This window comes from Mesorhizobium sp. M0960, assembly GCF_040319055.1.
GTDB lineage: Bacteria > Pseudomonadota > Alphaproteobacteria > Rhizobiales > Rhizobiaceae > Mesorhizobium.
Genome location: NZ_JAMYNN010000030.1, coordinates 13,024 through 37,335 on the forward strand (window position 1 = coordinate 13,024; position 24,312 = coordinate 37,335).

The 24,312-nt window shown below is 61.0% G+C and carries 25 protein-coding genes; 4 read left to right on the forward strand and 21 right to left on the reverse strand.

What is annotated here, in order from left to right; genetic code table 11:
* Positions 1 to 203 precede the first annotated feature (203 nt).
* The 7 genes from NKH63_RS29780 to NKH63_RS29810 all read right to left on the reverse strand — a co-directional run bounded on the left by NKH63_RS29780 (position 204) and on the right by NKH63_RS29810 (position 5,071).
* Positions 204 to 1,916: a ParB/RepB/Spo0J family partition protein gene (locus NKH63_RS29780; RefSeq protein WP_352920098.1), complete on the reverse strand. Its 1,713-nt coding sequence runs from the start codon at positions 1,914 to 1,916 to the stop codon at positions 204 to 206.
* Between the two features lie 77 nt (positions 1,917 to 1,993).
* Positions 1,994 to 2,413: a DUF2958 domain-containing protein gene (locus tag NKH63_RS29785; protein ID WP_352920101.1), complete on the reverse strand. Its 420-nt coding sequence runs from the start codon at positions 2,411 to 2,413 to the stop codon at positions 1,994 to 1,996.
* Between the two features lie 14 nt (positions 2,414 to 2,427).
* Complete coding sequence (locus tag NKH63_RS29790; RefSeq protein WP_352468499.1) at positions 2,428 to 2,631, reverse strand: hypothetical protein; 204 nt, start codon at positions 2,629 to 2,631, stop codon at positions 2,428 to 2,430.
* On the reverse strand, positions 2,628 to 3,590 hold the full coding sequence (locus NKH63_RS29795) for an ArdC family protein (protein WP_352920105.1): 963 nt from the start codon (positions 3,588 to 3,590) through the stop codon (positions 2,628 to 2,630). The genes NKH63_RS29790 and NKH63_RS29795 overlap by 4 nt, the downstream gene beginning before the upstream one ends.
* Before the next feature lie 487 nt (positions 3,591 to 4,077).
* On the reverse strand, positions 4,078 to 4,398 hold the full coding sequence (locus NKH63_RS29800) for a sunset domain-containing protein (RefSeq protein ID WP_352529543.1): 321 nt from the start codon (positions 4,396 to 4,398) through the stop codon (positions 4,078 to 4,080).
* Positions 4,399 to 4,456: 58 nt separating this feature from the next.
* Positions 4,457 to 4,684 carry a hypothetical protein gene (locus NKH63_RS29805; RefSeq protein WP_352808474.1) on the reverse strand — a complete coding sequence of 76 codons (228 nt, stop codon included), beginning with the start codon at positions 4,682 to 4,684 and terminating at the stop codon, positions 4,457 to 4,459.
* A gap of 135 nt (positions 4,685 to 4,819) precedes the next feature.
* Positions 4,820 to 5,071: a helix-turn-helix domain-containing protein gene (locus tag NKH63_RS29810; protein WP_023722035.1), complete on the reverse strand. Its 252-nt coding sequence runs from the start codon at positions 5,069 to 5,071 to the stop codon at positions 4,820 to 4,822.
* A 128-nt stretch (positions 5,072 to 5,199) separates the two neighbouring features.
* Between NKH63_RS29810 and NKH63_RS29815 the strand changes: the two genes are divergently transcribed.
* Positions 5,200 to 5,469 (forward strand): DNA -binding domain-containing protein, encoded by a 270-nt coding sequence (locus NKH63_RS29815; protein WP_352756854.1) that lies wholly within the window; start codon positions 5,200 to 5,202, stop codon positions 5,467 to 5,469.
* Positions 5,470 to 5,564: 95 nt separating this feature from the next.
* Here the strand turns inward: NKH63_RS29815 and NKH63_RS29820 are convergent, their stop codons facing one another.
* The 11 genes from NKH63_RS29820 to NKH63_RS29870 form a co-directional block, all read right to left on the reverse strand.
* Positions 5,565 to 7,472, reverse strand: coding sequence for a putative bifunctional diguanylate cyclase/phosphodiesterase (locus NKH63_RS29820; protein WP_352920108.1), 1,908 nt, complete (start codon positions 7,470 to 7,472; stop codon positions 5,565 to 5,567).
* Between the two features lie 303 nt (positions 7,473 to 7,775).
* Positions 7,776 to 8,957 (reverse strand): 5-demethoxyubiquinol-8 5-hydroxylase UbiM, encoded by a 1,182-nt coding sequence (gene ubiM, locus NKH63_RS29825; RefSeq protein WP_352920136.1) that lies wholly within the window; start codon positions 8,955 to 8,957, stop codon positions 7,776 to 7,778.
* Positions 8,958 to 9,380: 423 nt separating this feature from the next.
* On the reverse strand, positions 9,381 to 9,533 hold the full coding sequence (gene ccoS, locus NKH63_RS29830; RefSeq protein WP_352920111.1) for a cbb3-type cytochrome oxidase assembly protein CcoS: 153 nt from the start codon (positions 9,531 to 9,533) through the stop codon (positions 9,381 to 9,383).
* Positions 9,530 to 11,818 carry a cation-translocating P-type ATPase gene (locus NKH63_RS29835; protein ID WP_352920114.1) on the reverse strand — a complete coding sequence of 763 codons (2,289 nt, stop codon included), beginning with the start codon at positions 11,816 to 11,818 and terminating at the stop codon, positions 9,530 to 9,532. Before NKH63_RS29835 ends, ccoS begins: the two co-directional genes overlap by 4 nt.
* A complete protein-coding gene (locus NKH63_RS29840; protein ID WP_352920117.1) occupies positions 11,815 to 12,312 on the reverse strand; it encodes a FixH family protein in 498 nt (165 codons plus the stop codon). The genes NKH63_RS29835 and NKH63_RS29840 overlap by 4 nt, the downstream gene beginning before the upstream one ends.
* The gene (gene ccoG, locus NKH63_RS29845; protein ID WP_352920120.1) at positions 12,309 to 13,868 is read right to left on the reverse strand and encodes a cytochrome c oxidase accessory protein CcoG; all 1,560 of its coding nucleotides are present in this window, start codon (positions 13,866 to 13,868) and stop codon (positions 12,309 to 12,311) included. The genes NKH63_RS29840 and ccoG overlap by 4 nt, the downstream gene beginning before the upstream one ends.
* A gap of 130 nt (positions 13,869 to 13,998) precedes the next feature.
* On the reverse strand, positions 13,999 to 14,862 hold the full coding sequence (gene ccoP / locus NKH63_RS29850; protein ID WP_352496243.1) for a cytochrome-c oxidase, cbb3-type subunit III: 864 nt from the start codon (positions 14,860 to 14,862) through the stop codon (positions 13,999 to 14,001).
* Between the two features lie 2 nt (positions 14,863 to 14,864).
* A complete protein-coding gene (locus NKH63_RS29855) occupies positions 14,865 to 15,014 on the reverse strand; it encodes a cbb3-type cytochrome c oxidase subunit 3 (protein WP_023679629.1) in 150 nt (49 codons plus the stop codon).
* 11 nt (positions 15,015 to 15,025) lie between these two features.
* Entirely contained in the window at positions 15,026 to 15,757 is a 732-nt protein-coding gene (gene ccoO, locus NKH63_RS29860) for a cytochrome-c oxidase, cbb3-type subunit II (RefSeq protein ID WP_352772277.1), read from the reverse strand.
* The gene (ccoN, locus tag NKH63_RS29865; protein ID WP_352920125.1) at positions 15,748 to 17,379 is read right to left on the reverse strand and encodes a cytochrome-c oxidase, cbb3-type subunit I; all 1,632 of its coding nucleotides are present in this window, start codon (positions 17,377 to 17,379) and stop codon (positions 15,748 to 15,750) included. Before ccoN ends, ccoO begins: the two co-directional genes overlap by 10 nt.
* Before the next feature lie 604 nt (positions 17,380 to 17,983).
* Positions 17,984 to 18,730, reverse strand: coding sequence for a Crp/Fnr family transcriptional regulator (locus NKH63_RS29870; RefSeq protein ID WP_352453609.1), 747 nt, complete (start codon positions 18,728 to 18,730; stop codon positions 17,984 to 17,986).
* A 154-nt stretch (positions 18,731 to 18,884) separates the two neighbouring features.
* Between NKH63_RS29870 and hemN the strand changes: the two genes are divergently transcribed.
* A complete protein-coding gene (hemN, locus tag NKH63_RS29875; protein ID WP_352920129.1) occupies positions 18,885 to 20,234 on the forward strand; it encodes an oxygen-independent coproporphyrinogen III oxidase in 1,350 nt (449 codons plus the stop codon).
* Between the two features lie 559 nt (positions 20,235 to 20,793).
* Here the strand turns inward: hemN and queE are convergent.
* From queE to queC, 3 genes are read right to left on the reverse strand one after another with little or no spacing between them, the layout of a single operon-like run.
* Complete coding sequence (gene queE / locus NKH63_RS29880; protein WP_352516158.1) at positions 20,794 to 21,528, reverse strand: 7-carboxy-7-deazaguanine synthase QueE; 735 nt, start codon at positions 21,526 to 21,528, stop codon at positions 20,794 to 20,796.
* On the reverse strand, positions 21,525 to 21,893 hold the full coding sequence (gene queD, locus NKH63_RS29885) for a 6-carboxytetrahydropterin synthase QueD (protein WP_352920132.1): 369 nt from the start codon (positions 21,891 to 21,893) through the stop codon (positions 21,525 to 21,527). The genes queE and queD overlap by 4 nt, the downstream gene beginning before the upstream one ends.
* Positions 21,893 to 22,591 (reverse strand): 7-cyano-7-deazaguanine synthase QueC, encoded by a 699-nt coding sequence (gene queC, locus NKH63_RS29890; protein WP_031194962.1) that lies wholly within the window; start codon positions 22,589 to 22,591, stop codon positions 21,893 to 21,895. Before queC ends, queD begins: the two co-directional genes overlap by 1 nt.
* A 367-nt stretch (positions 22,592 to 22,958) precedes the next feature.
* On the opposite strand from queC, the gene NKH63_RS29895 reads away from it, so the two are divergent.
* Both NKH63_RS29895 and NKH63_RS29900 read left to right on the forward strand, forming a co-directional pair.
* The gene (locus tag NKH63_RS29895) at positions 22,959 to 23,123 is read left to right on the forward strand and encodes a hypothetical protein (RefSeq protein ID WP_352920134.1); all 165 of its coding nucleotides are present in this window, start codon (positions 22,959 to 22,961) and stop codon (positions 23,121 to 23,123) included.
* A 79-nt stretch (positions 23,124 to 23,202) separates the two neighbouring features.
* Complete coding sequence (locus NKH63_RS29900) at positions 23,203 to 23,592, forward strand: hypothetical protein (protein WP_352717907.1); 390 nt, start codon at positions 23,203 to 23,205, stop codon at positions 23,590 to 23,592.
* Positions 23,593 to 24,312 lie beyond the last annotated feature (720 nt).

Genomic DNA, 24,312 nt, shown 5'->3' on the forward strand with positions numbered 1-24,312 from the left:
CGGTAATTGGCGATGCGCGGAGCGCCTCGGCAAGCAACCCGGCGCGGTGCAGGGCTGCCGAAATGGGGGCGAGTTGGCGTCGGGATTTCTCGCGCAAGGCACTGGCTCGACAAGACGACCAATCGGCAGCCGGCGCGGCCCGGAGCGGCGCGCGCGATCTGAGCGGCGGCACTCGAGAGAACCGCCGCTTGAGGCTGATCGGTTCATTCGCGCACGAACAGCGGCTGCACTTGTGCCCACTGATCGGCGGTGCGGAAGCCGCCGCGGCTGGTGTAGCTTTCGGCCGGGAATTTCATCCAGCGCGGCAGCCAGGTCTCGACCTTCTGGCGGCCATTCTCGCCCGCCAGGAAGTCGCGGATGATCTTCTTTTGCGTCTTGACCTTCTCGGCGACATTGCCATCCGCGACCAGCTTGCCGCCGACATCGGCGAGCATCGAATTGGCGATTTCCTTGTCGCGCAAGAGGTCGAAGGACGCATCGTCCGGTTCCCACCATGCGCCCATATCCACGTTCAGATGGTTGCCGAGCGCCTCGATGACGGCGCTGCCGGCTGCAAGCGTCTCGGCCATGACAAGGGTGAGAACGGGCATGACATCGTCGTCGCACAGCGCCAAGAGGCGGGCGAACACGCCGGCGATAGCAAAGGCGTCGCCATTGCCGCCGGCGACCACGCCATCCGCATCCGGTGATCCGAGCAGGGCCAACACTTCGCGCCGCTTTTTGCCGAATGCAGCTTCAGCCTTGCAGCCGGCAAGGCTGGCAGTCACCGTCTCGTTGACTGCGCGCTGTGGCTCACGGCGCACCTGCCACAAGCCGGACCCGGTGATGGCGTGAGCCACCACGAGGCGCAGCGCCACGGCGGGATGGTCGAGCATGGCGGCGCGCACGGCGGCATGGCGATGCAGATCGATATAGTTCCGCATCGGGCCGGTGAGTTCGGGGCGCGGCGGCTTGGCGGCTGTTTCTTCTTGCTCACCGCCCTCGCGGGCGCGGCGGGCTTCCTTACGTGGCAGCCAGCCCTCGTGACACTCGACCTCGCCGCGATACGTGACCGCGATGAAGACCTTGCCGCCCTTCTTCTTCGGGGTCTTCTCGTGGTCCCATGCGTGGAAATACTGGCCCGGTCCCAGCAGCACCACCTCGCTCCAGCCGCCGTTGAGATAGGTGTCGCGTCTGGCGGCAATCGCTTCGTTCTGCTTTTGCCAGAACAAGTCGGCATCGGCGAAATAGCTGTCCTCGCCGAACAGGTCCGAGGTGATCAGGCCGGGATATTCGTCGATGGCAAACAGCGCCATCTTGGTGGAAATCGACTGGCCGCCGAACAGCCATTGCTTCAATTGAAAGCCACGCGGCGCGTATTGATCGGGATCGGCACAGAGTGCCAGCCAGTCCTTCTGCTGCGCCTTGGACGCCATGGTGAGATGGCGCACCGTCTCGGCGTCGATCTCCTCGCGGCGATAGGCTTCGCGGATTTTGGGCAAGAGGTCGCCAAGCGCCAGAATGCGTTTGACCTTCAGGTCAGTGATGCCGAAGGTCGCAGCGATGTCTGGAACGGTGCGGCCTTGCCTGACGAGCCGCGAAAACGTCTCCCATTGCGATACTTCGTCAGGATCAAGGCGGGCGAGGTTTTCGATCAGCGAGGCTTCCAGCGCATCGGCGTCGTCACCGTCCTCCATGATGGCGCAGGGCAAGGGATCGCCTTCGCCGCGCTCGTCGGCAAGCGATTTCGCGGCGAAATAGCGCCGCCTGCCGGCAACGATCTCGAAGGTTTCCGGCTGGCCGTTGGGCCGCACAAGGAGAGGCACCAGCACGCCGCGCGCACGCACTGACGGCAGGATGTCGGATATGTCGGGCGCGCGTTTTCCATGGCGCATGTTGAGCGCGGAAGTATTGAGCTGATCGTGGGCAAGCTGCATGGTTACTCTCTTTCGCTTTGGTTGAGGTTGTCCCGCCGCAGAGGCCGAAGGCCGGCGCGGCGGGACGGTTTTTGCGCCTATCGGCGCTGCTGTTCCGCCGTGTCGGGCGGAAGCTCGGAATGGGGCTTTGAAAGGGCGTCTGCTGCCTGCCGCAGAAGTCGCTCGGCCTCGGTGATGTGGCCGCACATGCGGGCGGCTTCGGCATAGACGGAGAGCGTAAAGCGCGCCTGGAAATGCAGGTCGCGCTCTATGCCGAGGCCAAGCGGACCTTTTACGGATGCAAGCTCGGCCAGACTGACGCTGCCGAGTTCGGGGAAGCCGAAGCCGAGATCGCAAAGGCCGAACAGCGTGTCGCCATCGGCGTCGAGTTCGCTCAAAAGCCACGTCGCGGCACCTGTCGGATTAAACAGTTTCACAACGGGAAAATGGTCAATGTCGGCGTCGGCGGCGCCATTGGCGAGCAGTCGTGCGCGCAGTGGATCGGTGATCAGGATCATGGAAAGACTCCTTGTCAGAACAGGTCGAGTTGATTTCTGCTGGCTTCATCGAAGAGGCCGATATCGAGCGGCTTTTGCGCCGCGCGCGGACACATCGGCGCGTCCATCAGGAGGGTGATCCGATCGCGCGTGGTGATCGGCCGGACGCCGGGAATGAGCATCTGCTCGCCTTGCGGCGTCGGCTCGGTCGCGGTCAGTTGCGGATCGAGCATCGTCATGCCGCAATCCCTTCCTGCGCCTCGCCTTCGGCATCGGCCTGAAGGCCAAGCAGGAAATCAGCGGCCTTGGAGGCAAGACTGGCGGCACGGAAGATGGCGCGGTTGTCCTCGCGCAGCACCTTCAGCCATGAGCCGACGTAATCGGCATGACGCACGGTCGGCTCGATACCCAGATTGCTGCAGACGAAGGCGGCAGTGATTTCGGCGACCAATTCTTCACGCGCGTAAGCCTTGGAGCCGAACGAGCCGGAGAGGTCGCGAGCAAGCCGCGTTGGGTGGCCGGTCCAGTGGCCAAGCTCGTGAAAGCAGGTCCGGTAATAGTCGATCTGGTGATGGAACGCCGGCTGCGGCGGCACCTGAATGTGGTCGCTGCCCAGCATGTAGAAAGCGCGATCGCCGCCGACCCTGAAATCCGCACCGCTGGCGCGAATGAGCGTCTCGGCCTGCGGCACGATCTCGCACTGAGGCAGCGGCTCGGCGGCGGCATAGAGGTCTTCCGGAAGATTATCGCACTGCGCGACATTGAAGACGGTGAAGCGCTTCAAAAAAGGCACGGCCTGTGGTTCATCGCCCTCGTGGCGTGCGCGCTCCTTCTCGTCCTTGGGGACAAAGCGGTCGGCATGCACGATGGTCGTGCCGCGCTCGCCCTTCCTGACATTGCCGCCAAGGACGAGCGCCTGCCGGAAGGTGAGCCAGTTCTGGCTGGGATAGCTGCGCTCGATGACCGCGCCCCACAGGATGAGGATATTGATGCCGGAATAGGTGCGCCCAGAGGAAGCATTCCTCGGCAGGCCAAGGCCTGCCTTTGCGCTGCCCCATGGCTTGACCCATGGCACGGTGCCGCGCTCCAGTTCGGCAATGATGCGGTCGGTGATCTCCTGATAAAGGCTGGCGCCCGGGCGCCCGCCCTTGCCTGCGCCAGCCTCTGTGCTGGCACAACGCTTGCTGTTTGCATGCATCGTCTCATCCTCCGCTCGCCAATCGCCGCGCCTTTCCCCGGAAGCGGGGTGGGCGGCGAGTCGCGACCGGAAAGGCCCGCCGTGGTAGGCGGACCGCATCCGAAGGACCGGAACGAAGAGCAGGACCCTGAGCGGCACGCGAAGGGTTGCGGGCTGCCGCGGCGGGCCTAGAAGGGAGTGCCGCCCACCCCGCGCCACCGGGAAAGGCCAACAGACAAACCGCGCCGCCCGCAAGGGCGGCGGCCGTCACAGCCCGAAGGGCTGCCCACGCCAAGGGGCGAAGCCGAATGGCCGAGACCGCCTGAGCTTGCCGAAGAAAAGCGGGCTCGGTTCACGAGCACCTGGTGCGCGTCGTCAGGCGCGCGGGCGCCCGCCAGGACGGCAGGCTGGACAGATTTTTCGAACGGATCGCGATAAATACTTCAAATGAATGCTGCACCGAAAACATGTGCGATGCAGCATTTTCGCAAGCATTTACCACGGACGCTCAGACCCGAGACTTCCGCCACCCAGCCTTGCGCGCGGCTTCCTCCGAACAAAACCAGCGCTCGCCTTTCAACAGGTTGATGCGCGTCTCCCAGTAATATTCCTGTCCGGGAACATGATAGATTCGCTCGCCCGTGTTGTAGCTGATATTGGCTTTGATGTTGCAGCCGACAGCGGCAGGGCCGATTTCGAAGGCAAGAAAGCCAGCCAGGATTGTTCCACCAGCAACGATCTTTGCCCACAACGGAACGTCCTTCGAACGATGGCGCTCGCCATACCTGCGACGGTTGTACCGATTGTCTTGATAGCGATGGTTGCCCACGCCCCTTCTCCCCGAAGAGAGAATGCGACGTTTGCAGCCTGGAGTCTATAAGTCTGGTCTAATTCACCGGCCCTGTTCCGAACCATTGAATGAACGGCGCATCCTTACCCGTGATATCCTTCACCGTCTTTAACAGCGCGTCATGGGTGCGTTGGAGAGCCCGGTAATGGTCGCTGCTAGGTGATAGAAGCGGCTGGACGATGCTCTTGTGCAGCCGTTCCGCCTCCGCCAGAAAGCGCTCGATTTCAGCCTGTGAAAGCTGCTTGGAAAGTTTGGTCCTAGCCATTGCGATCTCCGTTGAGGAATCGCCCCACCTAGGATTATCATCCTATATCGGCATGGGTTGGTAAAGACCCACCCGCAGCGGAATGGCAGCTTGCCGAAGAAAAGCACGCTCGGTTCACGGTACCGGCGCGAGCCGTTAGACGCGCAGGCGCCCGTTAGCCCGCAGGCTGGACAGAATCTCGCACGGATCAGCGTCAAGCGCCGCAGTTAAGTCGAGAAACTCGATGACATCGAGACGCCGCTCTCCACCCTCGTACTTGGCCACGAAGGATTGGGGACGATCAAGCTTCTCGGCCACCTGCGCCTGAGTCAGGCCTTTGGCCTTGCGCAGGGAAACCAGCTGGGCCAGAAACCGCTGGTGGCGGGGCGAGCGAAGAGATTTGGGCATGTAGGCGAACCGGTCGGGTAAAGACCGGATCAGCGACTAATCCCGGTTTCGGATTATCCCATTTTGGGATATGCTGCGTTGCATCCAGCGCTCAACAGCCGAGGCTCGCAACAGGCATGAATCGATCAATGGGAACAGATGAGACTCGAAACTCAACTCTGTGCGACGAAGTCCCCTGGTCGGAGAACCTCACGAGCTACGACAGGCAGCATTTCACGATCTACCTGCGGATCCTGGATGCCTGCGCCGACAATGCCAGCGAAGAGGAGATGGCCGATCTCATTCTAGGCATCGACCCGGCCCTTGAACCGGTCCGCGCCCGCAAGGCTCTTCGCAGCCATATCGACCGGGCGAACTGGATGGTGACGACCGGCTACAAGGAACTGTTCGCCGGCTGACGCACAGCACGGATTGTCATGCTCTTCAAACAAGGAAGTTCAGATACCCGTCACTCATGAGCGCACGGCCGCGAGAGACGGCGCGGCGGGAGCGGTCACAACTGGTTCGCGTGCTGTTTGACTGCCATTTCCAGTGCTTGGCTCAGAGGCACAGCCTTGGAGAACAGGAAGCCTTGAGCGGTTCGGCAGCCAAGCTTGTGCAGGGTTTGCCGATCCGCCTCTGTTTCGACGCCCTCGGCCATGACCTCGATCCCGAGCATGTTACCGAGATCGATGACCGATTTGACAAGCAGTCGGTCCTCTCGGGACTTGGCCAAGCCGCGAATGAAGCCCTGGTCTATTTTGACCTTGCGTATCCGACTGTCCTTGAGCGATGCCAACGTAGAAAAGCCGGTGCCGAAGTCATCGAGCGCGATGGAAATGCCGGCATGTGAAAGCCGTCCGAGCTTTTCATCCACTCTGTCCGGGTCCACCGGGGATTCTTCAGTAATCTCGATCTCGAACATCGTTGCAGGGAGACCTCTTGCCGCCAGACCATCCAGAACCATGTCGTCGATATCGCCGGCTTCCAGTTCGCGCGGTGAAACATTCATCGCCACACGGAGATCACGACAGTCAGCTTTCACCAAGCCGTCGATAAAAGCACAACAGTCGGCGAAGACGGTTTGCGTCAGCAGCTGAAGCATTCCGGTTTCGCGTGCAGCTGTGATGATTTCGGGTGGAGAGATGGCACCATGAGTCGGATGGGACCACCTCAGCAAGGCTTCAAAACCGACCACGGCCTCGGTGTCGAGTTTCACGATCGGCTGGAACCAAGGTTGCAAGCTTCTCGTCTTTATCGCCGAATGAAGGTCCCGTTCGACGGACTGGCGGCGTTGCAGTTCCCTGTCGAGTTCGGCATCGAACAGGCAAAATTCGTTCCTGCCACGACGCTTGGCCGTATAAAGGGCGATGTCCGCCCGCAACAACATTTCGGTCAGGCCCGGGCTTTCCGCCAGGTATATTCCTATCGATGCCCCGACACGGACGGACGCGACCTCGATATAGGGTCGGGCAATTTTGGCTATGATATTGGAGGCGAGATCACTGGCAGAAAGCGAAACCCTCGTTGAGGGAAAAAACAGCACGAATTCGTCGCCGCCGATACGAGCGAGCGTTGAGCCTTCCGGTGCTTCCTCCTCTATGCGGCGGGCGATCCTGACAAGCAGTTCATCACCGGTCCTGTGACCGTAGGTATCGTTGACGGATTTGAACCCGTCCAGATCAACCAGCATTGCCACGAAGGGGCCATCCGCGGTCTCGAAACGTCCGATTGCGTCTTCGAGGCCACGCCTGTTGAGAAGGGCCGTCAGGTGGTCCTGCCTGGAACTGGCCTTCATCTCCGCCGCAAGCCGCTCGGCCTCATGCCTCAGGCGGCTCGCTTCGCGGAACCGTGCTTGCCCAACAAACGAAGCTCGAACCAAGCCGCCCATGAAGAGCAGAACGGTAAAAGCCAGAATGTAGTCTTCAAAATTGCCTTTCGCCAAAAGGCAAGCCACCGTGATGAGGAGCGGAGGTGTGATGAAGTTGGTCGCCGCCGCGGCATACGAACTGCCGTATGTAACCGCACCAGCTGAAATGCCCGCCAGAATGACCAGATGCAGAGGTGCTTGAGGTGTCGTGTATCCAACAGTCAGGACGGCCAGGAAGGACCAGGCAAACCCTGCCAGAAGAGCAAGGATGCCAAACCAGCGAAGCCGCGGCAAAACCCCCACTAATCCGTCATGGCGCCCCGTTTCCTTTAGCTGATAACGCGCGAGTGCAAGGCGGGCGGCATTTATCGCATTGACGACCAGGAACCAGATTGCAGCTGCAAAGCCGCTGCCAGAAAGGGCGTGCACCGCCCAAATCAGGCCTGACAGGATAGCGCTTATCGGCATCGACACGAAGAGGCCGGCCCTCAGGTCAGCAAGCTGATCCTGACGGATTTTGGCCTCCAGCGTGTCTTCATTCTTCGGGGCCATGGACGGACCAGCTTGCTCCCATCGTTGTTCGCGAGGACAAGCCTACGCAGGCCCACTGAAGGACGGGTTAACTATCCAGCGGGGATAACCAGTGTGCTCACCATGTCTTCGGGGCGCACGTCTGCCTCTTGGCCTTGCCGTCTGACCATCGAGCTCTTGCCCGCACGCGTGCCTTGATCCGAATCATCCCAGGATCGGCAACGTCACCATGGAAGCAGCCCTGCCAACGGCATCAACGCGCCCGACGAGACAAAAGGAAGCCGGGCCGAGATAGCGTTCCAGAGCGGCAGCGCTGCCTGCGATTCACCGCCTGAGCATGGCCGAAATGCCATGGCGGATAAAGGGAAGATATTGGGCAAAGCGAAGCCCCGCATGTCTTGCAAGCCGTGCCGTCGGGTGCTCGCCTGAGTAGAGAGCGACAAGTACATTCGTAGCATGATAGAGCGGTGCCGCCGACAGACGCAGCCGCCTTTCGTATCTGCCGAGCATGTCGGGATCAGCAATGTCGCGGCGCTCACGACATGCCGCCAGGATTCCATCGGCGAGTTGCTTCTGGCCGCTGAGGCCGATGTTGAAGCCATGCGCGGTCACCGGGTGCATGCCGAGGGCAGCATCGCCGATCAGTGCCGCACTCGGAGCCCAGAACTTGTGCGCCCAGGTCGTGACCAGCGGATAGGCATGGCGGGTGCTTGCCAAGGTCATCTTTCCGAGGCGTCCTCGACACCGGCTCGTCGATTCCATCAGGAACAAATCGTCGTCGAGAGCAAGCAGTCTGTCGGCCTCGTTTGAGCGCAACGTGAGAAGCAGCGACGACACGCCTTCCATGAGCGGCAACATCGCTATCGTCTGATGGTGATCGAACCATTCGACCGCGATCTGGTGATGGGCGCGCTCGTGCCTCACCCGGCAAATCAGCATGGAGTTGCCAAGCCGATTGATGTCGGCGCCAATGCCGAGCAGGTCGCGCGTCGCGGACAGACGCGAATCCGCTGCAACGAGCAGCCGAGCGGCCAATTGCCTGCCATCACAGAGCGTTATGACTGCTTCTTTGTGGCTGGTTGTTGCATTGACGACCGAGCGGCCGCACAGCAGCTGGGCATGATCCTGGAAGTGGACAAGCTTGAACAGGGCGTCGCGGATCCGACAATTTGGGACCAGAATTCCGAGTGGTTCCCCAGATCCGCTGGGAGAATCGAAGCTCAGGGCGAAAGGGCTCGATCCGTTGAGCACGCGCGCGCCTTGTAGCGGTGATTTGTCCGAAGCGGGGATGGCATCCCAGGCGCCGAGCTCGCGAAGGATTCCAACCGATGCGTGGGTCAGCGCGATCTCGCGACCGTCGAAAGCCGGATTCGCCAGGCTTTCGAGCGACTGCCGTTCAACCACTGCCACCTTGAGTCGGCTCTGGGCAAGCGACGCGGCGAAGGAAAGTCCGACCGGCCCGGCTCCGACCACAATAACGTCGAATCTATCGACAGAGCCGGCCATCAGCGTGCCGCCATTGCGTCGGCTATCTGCGACGAAGGGCACTGGAACGCATCGCAATCGATCCACGGTTTGCGGCTCATCTCCCCAAGCGTCTCCACGCGACCTAACCGTCCGTTAGACATCCGTTCTCCGTTCAAAAATGCTCAATGAAACCATGCCTATGAAGAGATAACCCTGATGTGGATCAACCAGGCTCGATAAACGCGGCAACGGCGGGTTCACGGTCGACTGGTCGACCGCCACGCCATGGTCTGGTCAGGTCATCATGGAATGGCCGGCTTCCCGTTCGGTGCGGCCCTTTCCTGGCCGAAAGTTCGGCAACGTATTCTGGCTGATCCGTTCGCACCCGTCGCGCGCCGAAATCGGCATGACGCGAAGCAACCGCGGAAAATATTCGAGCGAGTCGTTGCAGGGCAGGCTGGCTCAGCTGCGTGGCTCGTCGCGGTCGATCAGGATCCGCTCGGCGGCGCCATCGAGATCTTCATATTGGCCGCTCCTCAAGGCCCACAGAAACCCGGCCAGCCCAAGCGCTCCGAGCAACAGGGCCACAGGTATGAGGTAGGCGAGCGTCGTCATGAGGATTGTGCCAGTGCGCCAATGTCGGAGTGCCTGTCATGTCGGGCATCTTGCACCGATGCATTTGACACGAAACCTTGCAGGCGTAGCGCATTGCCGATGACCAGGAGGGACGAGGCGGACATCGCGACCGCTGCGATCAGTGGCGTAACGTGCCCCAGGATGGCGACCGGCACGGCGATGCCATTGTAAACGATCGCGAGGGCGATGTTCTGCCGGATCAGCCGTCCGGCCTTCCGCGAAATGTCTAAAGCAAGTGGGACCGCCAGAAGACTTTTACGCAGGAACACGAAATCCGCGGCGTTGCGACCGATATCCGCGGCCGTGGCCGGAGCGAGCGAAACGTGTGCGGCACCCAACGCAGGCGTGTCGTTGAGCCCATCGCCGACCATCAGGACCTTGTGGCCGGATCTGGTCAATGCTTCGATGTGTTCGACCTTGCCCGAGGGAAGCAACGCGGGAATAAAGCGCTCGACGCCCAGTGCTTCCGCGACTTCGACACAGGCAGCTTCTGTGTCGCCCGACAGCATCTCCACCGACACGCCGGCGCTGTTCAAGAGTTCGAGGGCCGCCTTGGCATCGGCACGCAGCTCATCCTCGAAATCGAAAGTCGCGACAATGACCCCGTCCTTCGTCAGAACGGTTCCGCCATAGCCTTGTTTGCCTTCGCCGCCGGTCCGGGCTTTCCACTCAGCCCATCCGCGGCGACCCAGCCGCCAGGTACTGCCCTCGGCGATGGCTTCGATGCCGAAGCCCGGATGCTCGCTGACGGACGCGAGTTTCGGCTGGCCGGCAAAGGCTGCATTGCCAGCGATTGCCTTCGAAAAGGGATGGCGGGAATGCGCTGCCATCTCGGCCGCCATGGCGAGAATCGTCGGATCGATGGACGGCGCATTGATCAGCCTGGGCAGTCCGAGCGTAAGCGTGCCGGTTTTGTCGAACAATGCCGTGTCGATCCCGGCCAGGCGCTCCATGGCGGAGCCGTCCCTGACCATGACGCCGCTTTCAAACAGCCGCCGCGCAGCGACCACCTGCACGATCGGCACGGCGAGACCGAGCGCACACGGGCATGTAATGATCAAAACGGCGATCGCGATTGTTATTGCCCGGTGCCAGTCGCCGGTCGCCGCCATCCAGCCGAGGAACGTCACAAAGGCGGTGAGGTGGACCACGGGGGCGTAGAGCGCGGAGACGCGATCGGCGATCCTGCGATGGCGGGCGCGGCCGCCCTCTGCCGCTTCCATCAGCCGAACCATTTCGGCCAGGAATGAATCCTTCGCGGCGTCCGTCGCCTCGATGGTCAGCGGACCGGTGAGATTGAGTGTACCGGCCTGGACCTGCGCCCCCGGGCCCACCGTTCTGGGCGTGCTTTCCCCGGAAACCAGGGAACAGTCGAGATCCGACGCCCCGCCAATGATCCTGCCGTCGATGGGCATTCTCTCGCCGGCCGCGATCAAGAGCTCCATTCCTGGTTCGATCTCGCCAACCGGCAAGTAGTCGCGCGAACCATCCTCGCGCAGCACCATGGCGCCGCGCGCCGCCAGCCGAGCCAGTCCGTTTACGGCCGTCCGTGCTCGTTCCCGCATCACGTGATCCAGCGTGCGGCCGATCAGCAGAAAGAACAGCAGCGACACCGACGCGTCGAAATAAGCATGGTCGCCATGGTTGATCGTCTCGTAGAGGCTCATGGCGTAAGCGAGCGATACCCCGACCGCGATCGGCACGTCCATGTTCATGCGGCTGTGGCGTAGCGCATTCCAGGCCGAGCGAAAATAGATGCCGCCGGCGAAAGCGAGCACAGGAATGGCAATCAAGGCCGAGACCCAATGGAACAGGTCGCGGGTCGCGCCTTGCGCGCCGGACCAGACGGAGACTGATAGCAGCATGATGTTGCCCGCCGCAAAGCCGGCGACCGCGACGGCGCGGATCAGTTCCGAGAGCGTCTTGTCCTTCCCGTCAGCCTCGGGATCGAACAGGTGCGCGCCATAGCCCAGCCGTCCAAGTGTGGCGACGAATGGCGGAACCTCCTCGCCGCGCCACCGGACCGAAACACGTTTCGTTGAAAGATTGACACGAGCGCCTTCGACGCGATCCAGCTTGCCGATCGCCGTCTCGATCGTCTGGATGCAGGCGGCACAATGCACAGCCGGCACCGAAAGGTCGGTCTGGCGAAGATTTTCGCCAATCGAGCGGCTCGCCAGTCTGATTTCCTGGCCAGAAGGCAGGACCAGTGTGACCTTTTCCAGGTCCAATGCCATTTCGGCGCCTGGCGCGCAGCAGCTCATTGCAGCGCCCCGCGGGAAATCATGATCCGGCGAACGTCGCGATAGGGTTCCGCAAGGCTCGCATCGGCGTCGATTTCGACGATCCAGACGCCATCCGTGGGCATGTGGTGCGCGGCGAATATCTGACCGGGGGCAGCGGCAAGAGTGACGGATTTGTCCTCGGCCTCGTAGGCGGGATGACGAAACAGCACCTTGACGCCATGCAAGGCAACCGGCTTGCCGACAGCATCGGTGAGGCTGTAGCGGACCTCACCGCCTGCGATGGTCAGTTTGCCAGTCCAGCCGAGGGCTGCCTGAGCTCGCCCCTCCTCGGCCTTCTTGTTGAACTGCTGGCTCGCCACATAGGTGTTTTCGACGACAAGGCCGGTCCAGCTCGTGTTGGCGAGCGTCGCCATCGTCAGATTGACCGCTATGACCACGCCGAAGAAGCCAAGGATGGTGAACAGCATATGCCTGCCGGTGAATTCGCGGGATTGTCGCGAGGTGTCGCTCATCTGGCGCTCTCCGGTGCGTTGAAAGTGGCCGTGTATTCGTCCGACTCGAACGTTGCCTTGTTTTCGACCCGGAACTTGAAGCTTTGCGCTGCACCCCGAACCTGATCTGCCGGCTGACGCACGAAAACCTTGAGCATCTTCAGCCTGTCGGGTTCGACCGGGATGGCGAAGGAACGATCCGCCGGCAGGTCGATGCCGACAACGCTCATTTCGGCTCCATGCAGGCCCTGCATCGTGACAATGATCGTTCTTGGTTCGGGGATCATGTTGAGCAGCTTGACGGTGTAGCCATTGCGGATCGAACCGTCCGACAGCGTCACGGACTGCGGGTTGCGATCATGCAGGACATTCAATTCGAGCCGTTCGCGGGTCAGCAGCGAATAGAGCAGCGCGAGACCGACCGCCGACCAGGCGCTCATGTAGATGAAGGTGCGCGGGCGAAAGATCTTGCGGATATGGAAACGGGCCACCTTGTCGGAGAACAGGCCGTCAGCGCTCCTGACCACTGACGGGTTGACTGAACCGGAGCCGCCCGGGGTCGCCAGCATCATGTTGGCGTTGTAGTCGGCCAGCGTCGCATAGGAAATCAGTCCGCGCTCCCTGCCGAGCTTGTCCATGATACCATCACACGTATCGATGCAGAGCGCGCAGGTGATGCATTCAAGCTGCTGGCCATCACGAATGTCGATCCCCATCGGGCACACCGCGACACAGGCATTGCAGTCGACGCAGTCACCGACGGGCTGCCCGGCGGCAAGGACCCTCTTGGCGTGGCGCGAGCGCGGTTCGCCGCGCCAGTCATTATAGGTGACGGTGAGCGACCTTTCGTCGAGCATGGCCGCCTGGATGCGCGGCCACGGGCACATATAGGTGCAGACCTGCTCGCGCATCAGCCCGCCGAACGTATAGGTCGTCGCTGTGAGCACAGCGACGGTGATGTAGGCGACAGGCGCTGCCGTGCCGGTGAAGAGTTCGATGAGCAAGGTCGGCGCATCGGCGAAATAGAAGATCCAGGCGCCGCCGCTCGCCGCGCCTATGACCAGCCAAATGGCGTGTTTCGATGTTCGCAGCACGAGTTTGCGCGCCGTCCAGGGCCCGGCATCGAGCTTCCTGCGCGCGTTGCGGTCGCCCTCGATGGCTCGCTCGACGACCAGAAACAGATCGACCCACACGGTCTGCGGGCACGTATAGCCGCACCAGGCCCGGCCGACGGTGGATGTGATCAGGAAAAGGCCGATACCGGCCATGACCAGCAGGCCGGCCACATAAAAGAATTCCTGCGGCCAGATCTCGATGAAGAAGAAATAGAAGCGGCGGTTGGCAAGATCGACCAGCACGGCCTGGTCCGGGGCAAATGGCCCGCGATCCCACCGCAGCCAGGGCGTCAGGTAGTAGATCCCCAGCGTGATTGCCATCACCGACCACTTGAAGCGGCGGAAACAGCCAGAGGCCCGGTTCGGGAAGATCTTCTTGCGTGCGGCATAGAGCGGCTCGCGGGTCTTGGCGGAGTTGACCGCATCGGCTTCGAGCCGTTCTATTTGCGTGTTATCGAGCACGAGAAGCTCCAGTCACCAGCGACGATTTCGCCGGAAGCCCGACCCATCGGTTTCTGGATGATGCCGAGGCCCGGCTCGCGCCGGGCCTCGTCGCTTGGCGGTGGGGGGAGGACGAGAATAGGCTGCGTACCTATTCTCCGCCACCAAGCGAATGGACATAGACCGCGAGTTCCTTGACCTTGATCTCGCCGAGACGCCCGATCCAGGCCGGCATGACGCCATGCCTCGGGGCGCGGACCTGCGCGGCGATGGCTGTTTCGCCAGACCCGTAAAGCCAGATCGCGTCGGTCAGGTCGGGTGCGCCGAGCTCCCTGTTGCCCTTTGCATTCTCACCATGACAGGCCGCACAATTCTCGGCGAAAACATTGGCGCCGAGTTCGATCAGGCTTGTGTCCTGAACAGGATCGGAGAGGCTTGCGACATAGGCGCCGACCTGCTTGATCTGATCCGTCGTGATGATGTCGCCAAAAGCAGGCATTTCCGACAGGCGCGTATCCGGGTCTGATGCGAAGCGGATGCCGTGCGCAATCGTCTGCTGGATCTGTTCGGCGTTGCCACCCCACAGCCAATCGTCGTCGTTTAGGTTGGGAAAACCCTTGGACCCTTGAGCGCCCGAGCCATGGCACTGCACGCAATTGACCTTGAACGCGGCGCCACCTGCGGCGACGGCGAATTCGCGTAGCGTATCGTCGGCAGTAATCTCGGAGACGGTCTTCGCCTGAATGGCAGCGACAAATTTACCCTTGGCCACTTCGGCCGCGGCCAGTTCATTCTTGACGTCTCTGCGGCTCGAATACCCCAGCACACCCCTGGTCGCGGAAGTCAGCATCGGCCATGCCGGATAGACGACGGTGTAGCCGATCGCCCAGGCAATGGTGATGTAGAAGGTGATGACCCACCAGCGGGGAAGCGGGTTGTTGAGTTCCTTGATGCCATCCCACTCATGGCCGGTCGTCGAGATACCCGAAACCTCGTCGATATGCTCGCTGCCCATGATCAGTCGTCCTTGAGAGGAATGTGAGCGGCTCTCTCGGCTTGCCTGCGGCTGCCGGGACGAAGTGCAAAGGCAACGCATCCGAGGAAGAAAAGCGCCATGGCAAGCAGGCCCCAGCTGTCGGCAAACTCCCGCATGAAATTGTAGGTCATCGCCATTCTCCTCAGCGGTAACCGGCGGCTTCGTCATAGGTCCTGAAATCGACCAGCGTGCCGAGCATCTGCAAATAGGCGACCAGCGCATCCATTTCGGTGACCTGCTGCGGATCGCCGTCGAAGTCCCCAAGCTTGGCCTTCGGATAGCGTCTCTCCAGGCCCGATGTGTCGGCATTCGCATCGGCTTGCGCCATGAGATCGGCATTGGCATGAGCGATCATGTCGTCTGAATAGGGCACACCGACACGGCTGTTGGCGATCAGATGCGTCGAGAAATCCTTCACCTCGATTGGCATGTCCTTCAGGAAGGCATAGCTCGGCATGATTGATTCCGGCACCACCGAACGCGGCTCGGTGAGATGCTGGACGTGCCATCCGTTCGAGTAGCGGTCGCCGACCCGGGCGAGATCCGGCCCGGTGCGCTTCGAGCCCCACTGGAACGGGTGGTCGTACATCGACTCGGCCGCCAGGCTATAGTGGCCGTAGCGCTCGACCTCGTCGCGGAACGGCCTTATCATCTGGCTGTGGCAGAGGTAACAGCCCTCTCGCGCATAGATGTTGCGCCCGGCAAGCTCGAGCGGCGAATAGGGCCGCATGCCTTCGACCATCTCGATGGTGTTGTCGAGATAGAAGAGCGGCGCGATCTCGACGATACCGCCGATTGTTACGACCAGCAGGGACCCGAGGAGAAGAAGTGTGGCGTTCTTCTCGATGACCGCGTGTCTGTCCATCAAGCCCATTTTCTGGCTCCTGATCGCACAGGCTGGAGGGCGGGGATGGAGCGCGGCATCGGATCCTCCTCGCGCCGGTAGCCGAGGATGGTCATGGCGATGTTCCAGGCCATGATGAGGGCGCCCGACAGATACATCGCGCCGCCGATGGCACGCATGATGTAGTAGGGATGCATGGCGGCGACGGTTTCGGCGAAGGAGTAGACCAGGAAGCCCTGCTCGTTGTATTCGCGCCACATCAAGCCCTGCATGATGCCGGACACCCACATGACAGCGGCGTAGACGACGATCCCAAGCGTCGCCAGCCAGAAGTGCCAGTTGACGAGCCGCAGCGAATAAAGCCGGTCGCGGTTCCATAATTTCGGGACCATGAAATAAATCGCGCCGAACGAGATCATGCCAACCCATCCGAGCGCGCCCGAATGGACGTGACCGATGGTCCAGTCGGTGTAGTGCGAGAGCGAGTTGACGGCCTTGATTGACATCATCGGGCCTTCGAAAGTCGACATTCCGTAGAAGGCGATGGCCATGACCATCATACGGATGATCGGGTCGGTGCGCAGCTTGTCCCAGGCGCCCGAGAGCGTCATCAGGCCGTTTATCATGCCGCCCCATGACGGCATCCACAGCATGATCGAGAACACCATGCCGAGCGTCTGGGCCCAGTCCGGCAGGGCGGTGTAGTGGAGGTGGTGCGGACCGGCCCAGATGTAGAGAAAGATCAAAGCCCAGAAGTGGATGATCGACAGCCGGTAGGAATAGACCGGTCGGTTGGCCTGCTTGGGCACGAAATAATACATCATCCCGAGGAAGCCGGCGGTGAGGAAGAAGCCGACGGCATTGTGGCCGTACCACCACTGCGTCAAGGCATCCTGGACACCGGAAAACGCTGAATAGCTCTTTGAACCCACGAACGACACGGGCATCGATAGGTTATTGATCACATGCAACATCGCGATCGTCACGATGAAGGACAGATAGAACCAGTTGGCGACGTAGATGTGCGGTTCCCTGCGCTTCAGGATCGTGCCGAGGAACAGGGCGAGGTAGGCGACCCATACAATGGTCAGCCACAGGTCCACATACCATTCGGGCTCGGCGTATTCGCGGCTCTCGGTGATACCGAGCAGGTAGCCGGTTGCCGCCATGACGATGAACAGCTGATAGCCCCAGAACACGAACCAGGCGAGATCGCCGCCGAACAGCCTGGCACGACAGGTCCGCTGCACGACATAAAGTGACGTGCAGATGAGTGCATTGCCGCCGAAGGCAAAAACCACGCCGGAAGTATGCAAAGGCCGCAGTCGGCCGAAATTGAACCAGGGCTGGATGTTGAGATCGGGGTAGGCGAGCTGCAGGGCGATGACCACGCCGACCAGCATGCCGACGACGCCCCAGAATACGGTGGCGATGGCACCGTAGCGGATCGGCCCATCCATGTAAGCGGCGGGGTCGATCGGAACTGCCGGCTTGAACTCCGTGTTGCGCAACAGAATCGCAGTGAAGCCAGCCACGGCGAAGAACAAAACCCACATATGCCGGCGAAAAGGTTCATCTACGCCGAAGCCGGCAGCCATCAGGCCCGCAAACGCAAACAGGCTTAGAAGGACGATCTCTGTGCCGAATTTCATCGCAAGCCCCGATTTCCAATTCCGGCGGGCGCCAACCGCAGTGCCTTATTGCGCAGCCGTGGCCTGCTCGCCCTGATCCATGTCAGAGCCGCACGATTTTGCTTCGAGCAGCATCGAGTTCGGTGCGATCAGACTGTGGCGATCGAATGTGGAAGCGCAGCACCGGCCGCCACGCTTATGGACAGGCCCCGCGTCCCCGGTCGGGCCGGGTATGGAGGCGATCGCGGGCGTGTGGGGAAGCGCGCCTTCTGTGACGCTGGAAAGTAGGCCGATGCCTTGCCGAACGTCGATCGTTTCAATGCCTTGGGACATCCAGCGCCAGCGTTGCGCTGCCTTCGTGACATTCATGGTTCGGGGAGACGGCGATTTTCCCCTGCGTATGAGGCGTATTGACTTCGGCCGAGTGCAATCCTGCCTGGAACAGCCGGTTGCACGTCGAGCACCTCGAGGATGGATGCTTCGCCGACGAGTTGGCCGAAACACACCTGGCTCAGGCGATCGGATGGAGAGCGGGCTGTCGCTATGCGGCTTCTTCTAAGCCCAACGCGAGCATGCCCTGCCCCGAACGAAATAAGTGACGTAGGCCATGCAGCTTCGATGTCATTCAAAGGGCGGTTGCGCCTCGGCCGCCGCAGCGCCGTTCCAGCCGGCTCATGCTGTCCACGGTGACACGGCGGTTGTTCTCGATCCGAATCACGCCGTCCATTCTCAGGCTGGTCAGCTGACGGCTCACGGTCTCGTTTGTAATTCCAAGGAAATCAGAGATGTCGGCACGCGTCATCGGCAGCTCGAAGCACGCCGACCTAGCCGCCGGGTCAACACTGGAATCGATGTTCCGGGCGATCATGAGGAGAAAGCTCGCCACCTTCTCCGGTGCGGTCTTGCGCCCCAGAGTCACCATCCATTCGCGTGCCTCGTCGAGTTCGTTCAGCGCCTGCTTGAACAGGCGATGCACAAATTCCGGTGATTCCTTCATCAACCGTTCGATGGCCGCTCTCGGAAACGAGCATAGCGAGACAGCTGTTGCCGCTTCCGCATTGATCGCGCTTTTCATCTTGAAGGGCCGTCCCAGAAAATCCGGCGCGAACTGGAGACCGACGATCTGCTGGCGGCCGTCCGAAAGGCTCTTCGTCAGCTTCACCACGCCTGAAAGCACGTTTGAATAACAGTCGACCGCCTCGGCGTCGCCGATCAGTTCGACCCCCGGCTCGATATTGTGCCGCGACGACGTCTTGGCGAGCTGAGCCAAATGGTCTGGTTCGAGCGCACCACAGACACCGCGGTGCCGTGCCTCGCAAGACAGGCAAAGAACGGGAATGCCGGAACTGTGAATGTCCTGCCGTAATGTCATTCGATCGCTCTACTTGTCCAGTGCGGGCAGGATAGCAATCGACGGTAGAAAAATCCTTGCGGCAGTTTGTCCGTGCTGAACGCTGATCGAAATCAGGGCTTAGGCTCATCCAAGCATCCACAGTTCCGGCGACGCAAACACGGTGGACCACGACATGCGACTGGAGCTAGCTGCCAGACTTGGCGAGAACGTCCCGCGCTATACCAGTTATCCGACCGCGCCGCATTTCCATGCGGGGGTCGATGCCGTCGTTTACCGAGGCTGGTTGGAGGCGCTCGAAGGTGGTGACGAGATATCGCTTTACCTGCATATTCCCTATTGCGACAGGCTCTGCTGGTTCTGCGCGTGCCATACCAAACAGACGCGCCACTACGAACCAGTGACCACATATCTCCGTTCACTGCATGCCGAGATCGCCACCGTCTCCAGTCTTGTCACCGGCAAGGGCCGAGTTCGCGCGGTTCATTTCGGCGGCGGTTCGCCGACGATGCTCAAACCGGAAGATATCGTGGCGCTGGGAACCGTCCTGCGCAACAGCTTCACGTTTCTCCCCGGTGCAAAGATCAGCGTTGAGATCGAACCCAACGATATGGACGATGCCCGCCTCGATGCACTTGCCGAAATCGGCATGACAAGGGCGAGCCTCGGCGTCCAGGATTTCGACCCGAAGGTGCAGAAAGCGATCAACCGCGAGCAGACCTTTCTGCAGACCAAGACGGTTGTTGATGGCGTTCGTTCGGGCGGCGTCGAATCCGTCAATCTCGATCTGCTCTACGGCCTGCCGCATCAGACCAGGGAGAGCGTCGCCTCCACGGTTGCACAGGCACTGACCCTGGAACCGGATCGGATCGCGCTTTTTGGCTACGCCCATGTGCCGTGGTTCAAGAAACATCAGACGATGATCGACAAGGCCTGGTTGCCGGGTCCGGCGGAGCGGTTTGCCCAATCGCAATTGGCAGCGCGGGCGATCATGGACCAGGGATACGAAGCAATCGGGCTCGATCATTTCGCCAAGCCCGGCGATGCGCTGGCGCTTGCGGCCCGCGCCGGGACTTTGCACCGGAACTTCCAAGGCTACACCGAGGACTGCTACGAGACATTGATCGGCCTCGGCCCATCGTCCATCAGCCAGTTTCGCCAGGGCTATGCACAGAATATGCCTTCGACCGCCGAGTATGGACGCATGGTTGCTCATGGCGGGCTGGCCGCTGTTCGGGGTATCGCGCTTTCTGACGACGACCGTGTTCGCGGCTGGATCATCGAGCGATTGATGTGTGACTTCGCCTTCTCGGCGATTGAGCTGGTGGAGCGCTTTGGCGAAGCCGGCCAAAGACTTCTCGTCCGAGCGAGTTCCACGGCCCTCCAAGATCCTGCGCGGTTGCTTGAACTTGATGGTGACCGCTTCGTCGTGCCTGCGGAAAGCCGGCCCTTTGTCAGGAGCATCGCGGCAAAGTTCGACAAATATTTCGAAAGTGGAACGGCCAGGCACTCAGCGGCAGTCTGAGCACCGCAGAGGAACGGTCATGGTTCTCAGTCGATCGTGAACCGATTGCGCTACATTTTTCACTGTTGATCGGCGACCGTCGTGTCGAGACAGGATTCGGAGCGGACCAGATGCGTCTTGGTATAGCGACGATATCGTCCGGTCGTGCCTTCCGGCGCCGTATTCCATTTCGCAGTCCCTGAAGCGCCACGTCGAGTCCGGCCTCTTTTCTGTATCGGAAGCAGTCGACAATCGTCCTGGCCAGATCATGGTTGTCGGCCGACAGCTCCCTTCGGCCTTGCAACAAGAATCCGCAAGGACCGTGCCAGCTGCAGCAGGCGCCGCCGCATCGCACCACCACACTATCCACCCGTGGCTCGCGCTAACCTTTGATTGGTTCGCGCCAGGCCGACGCCCGTCGAAACCGAGCCTCGGCAACATTCCGAGTCGTAAGCGGCTGGCCACGCTCCTGGTGCCGGTGGCAGAAAGTCCGCAAGCACCCCGGCAGCGCCGTCAAGCGTGGGACAACCCGTCCACCCGAATATCCGCCGGCGCAGTTTCAGTGAAAAGCGGGCCCAGGCTAGACGGCTCTCTTGTTACCCCAGAGCATAACGTGCAGCTGCGGCAGCACACGGGCTTCGAACCACCTGTCGCGGGTCACGCTATCAACCAGCCACTCCATGCGCTTCAATATTCCGTCAAGGTCGACAGGCGCGTCTTCATTTGCGGGGCGTGGCGGCGTGTGATTGCCGGGTTGCAGATAGATCGGAAGTCGCGGAAATCTCGCAGCGGCGTCTTTCGCGTAGGCGTAGTCCCTTTCGTCGAAAACAATGAGCTTGAGCACGACTTGCGGCCTGCCTTGTGCCGCCTGGAGGCACGCCTCGAAAGCGGCCCAATCGGTCGTCATTTGGCTTGACGGCGGCTTTGGGCTGAGGACTAGCACGTCAAGGTCGGCAAACCAGCCCCTGGCCACCGAACCTTGGGTTTCCAGCGCAAAACGGTAACCTTCACCATGGCCTCGCTCGATGAGCGCGCCGAGCGGCTGGATGGCCGGATTGCCGCCTGACAGCGATACCATCAGCGGGCGGCCACCGGAAAGCGCAAGCACGTTTTGCCACACCGCGCCAATGGACATCATCTCCCATTCATGCCGGAATTGATTGTCCACCGCATGCAGGCTGTCGCACCAGGAACAGCGATAGTCACACCCGCCGGTTCTGACGAAGACCGTCGGCAAACCGATGAGCACGCCCTCGCCCTGGATCGTCGGCCCGAAAATCTCACTCACGCGGATTGCGGGATGCGTATCGGTCATGGCCGGTATTCCGCCCAGGTTTTCGGCGTTTCGCTCACCCGCACGGCCGAGGTTTCGCGCAGGCGTGCCTTGCACCATTCATAAAAATGTCTGGCCAGATATTCCGCCGTGACTTGCTCATGTCCCAGCACGTCTCCCAGCACGTCGTTGAGATGTCGGTGGTCGAAGCTCTCGTCGATGTAGCGTTTGAATGGCGCCAAATCGTGATAGTCGCGCACGAAGCCGTTGTCGTTCAGTCCATTCGCTGAAAGCTCCACTTCAACGATGTAGTTATGCCCGTGCAGGCGCGCGCATTGGTGATCGGGTGGCAACGAGGTGAGCTGATGCGAGGCTGAGAAGTGGAATTCCTTGGTGATGCGGAACATTACGCGGTCCTCCTTCGCAGCGCATCGAGCCAGAAGTCGGAGTCCTCGTAGTCGGTGGGGTCCGGCTGCCCAGAGAGATGAAACGCCTCGCGCCGCTCGACGCAGGTCCCGCACCTCCCGCAGTGACGCTCGGCGCCCTTGTAGCAGGACCAGGTCTGCGCAAACGGCGTGCCGTATGCTGCTCCATTCCTAACAATGTCCGCCTTCGTGAGATTCACATAGGGTGCATAAATGCGAATCTCCGCGTAGCCGTCGAGCGCGTGGTCCTGCATCATCTGGAAAGCGTCGATGAAGGCCGGACGGCAGTCGGGATAAATGAAATGATCCCCACCATGCACGGCCGTCGCCACCGCCTCAGCGCCGTGCGCTGCGGCGAAGCCGAAGGCAATGGCCAACATGATGGCGTTCCGGTTCGGCACCACCGTGACCTTCATCGTGTCTTCGGCGTAGTGCCCGTCGGGCACGTCCACATTATCGGTCAGCGCGGAGCCGGAAAGGCCGCCGCCGATCTCGTGGATGTCGATGATGCGGTGCGGGACGCTCAGTCGCTCCGCGCAAAGGGCGGCGAAGCCCAATTCCTTCCTATGCCGTTGGCCGTAATCGAAAGATAGGAGGCCGGCGAGTTCGTGCTCCGCTGCCACCTTGTGAGCAAGGGTAACGGAGTCCAATCCGCCGGAGCAGACGACGAGAGTCTTCATTTTTGGGTCCTTGTTTTAACCGGGTAGGCTGCGACCGGAGATTTCTCTGCGCTCCCAGTACTTCAGGAAATCCATTTTGTGAAGTGAACGGGGGACGAGTTTCATGCGCTGACGTGCCGCTGTGTGCAAGGCGCCCCTCGCAGTGAGCCTGCAAGGAACACGGACTAGCGAAACGTCACGCGTCAGCGGAATGCTCAAAGGCGAGCGCACCAGAATATCATCTGCAGGAGGTCCGGACCTCCGTAAACAAAGTTCTCGACGATCAAGCGCCCGGCGGTACCGAGTTTCGAGGGACGCCACCGCGAGGGTTTCAGGTACAAGACGGCCCAAGGATGGGCTTGCCGCAAAGACCGGAATTGCCAGTGGGATGTTCAGCGACGCCGATGCAGATGTCTGGAATGATCACGACATCAATTGTCGCGGCAACTTTGGCTGGCCTGCTCCTCGGGTTCCGTACATCCAGCGCATTCCGCTTCAGGATCGGTTCGAACCGGAGCACGCCCTCGGTCAATGGACGTCCGGCAAACCCTGAATGATCGGTCGTGAGCCGACATCTGTGAACAAGCGGTGTGGTCGATTGCTATCACCCATTTGTTGCGCGCAGGTACCTTATGGCAGTGGATGAACTGGATTTGATGGTTTTACAGCTGGCGGTCGAAAGCGTCCGCTCGCTCTCCTTAAGCTTCGCTGAAAAGGCCGCCGAGGTAGCCACCAGGAGCCGCGGCATCCTGCTTTTCGACGTGCGGGTCGACGGTGACGCGGAGGTCCAGCGGGTCGCAGCCATCCGATATCAGGGCGACCAGATCGGGGTGCTGGCGTTGGACAGACAGGGCCTTGTTACCCACCATTGCATCGTCAACGGTACGTTCTCACATTTCACTGCGCCCTTGGAGAACTGGCACAGCATGCCCCTGTCGATGCAGGCCAAGATCGATGCCAACGGCCATGCCAGTCTCTTCCTAGGGGCCTTGCGAAATGCCGGACATTTGCTGGGCAGCTAGCATTTGGCTAGAATGCATCTGTGAATTTTTGCATGCGCATCGCTGCCGAACCGCCGGCATGATTGTCGTGCTCGAAAACGGCGGCGGCGATCGCGGCAAAGCGATCGCCGCGATCATGGCGATCAACGCGTGGGCGTTGCATCGATGCGCGATCGTTTGAGACGGAGATCTCCGCCTGGCATCGAGCAACATGCACGGAGGTACGCAAAGCGCAAATGCATCAAGTAGTTGAAGGGACGAGCCCCTCGCGCAAATGGAGCTTGCGCTGCCGTTGTCGTCCCATCGTGCCGCCGAACTCGGGGGCGTGACGATCGACCACGATGGCCTATTTTTTTGCAAAGCCGAATGTCCCGATTCCGAAGCCAAGGAAAAAACTCCGACCACAGCGAAGAATAGTAACAACACGGCGACGCGAGCCGCCTTGCGCTCTAGCAGGGGAGGTGCTTGCGGTGCTCTCACCGACACAAGATCGCAAATGGCACGTGGGTGAGCACCAGAACTGGCGACACGCATGGTGATCGGCTTGACTCGCTGGAGGAAGCACAAGGCCTCAGTGGGCGGAGGCGCCAGCGACGGTCGAATACTGACTGGCTGCTCGGGATCTGATCGTTGAAATGACGTAGGATTTGGTTGCTTAAGCCGATCCGAACCATTTCCCGGAGACCACACCCACCATGAACGATCTTGCGCTGCCGCTGAGCGGTTTGTCATCAGTCGGCG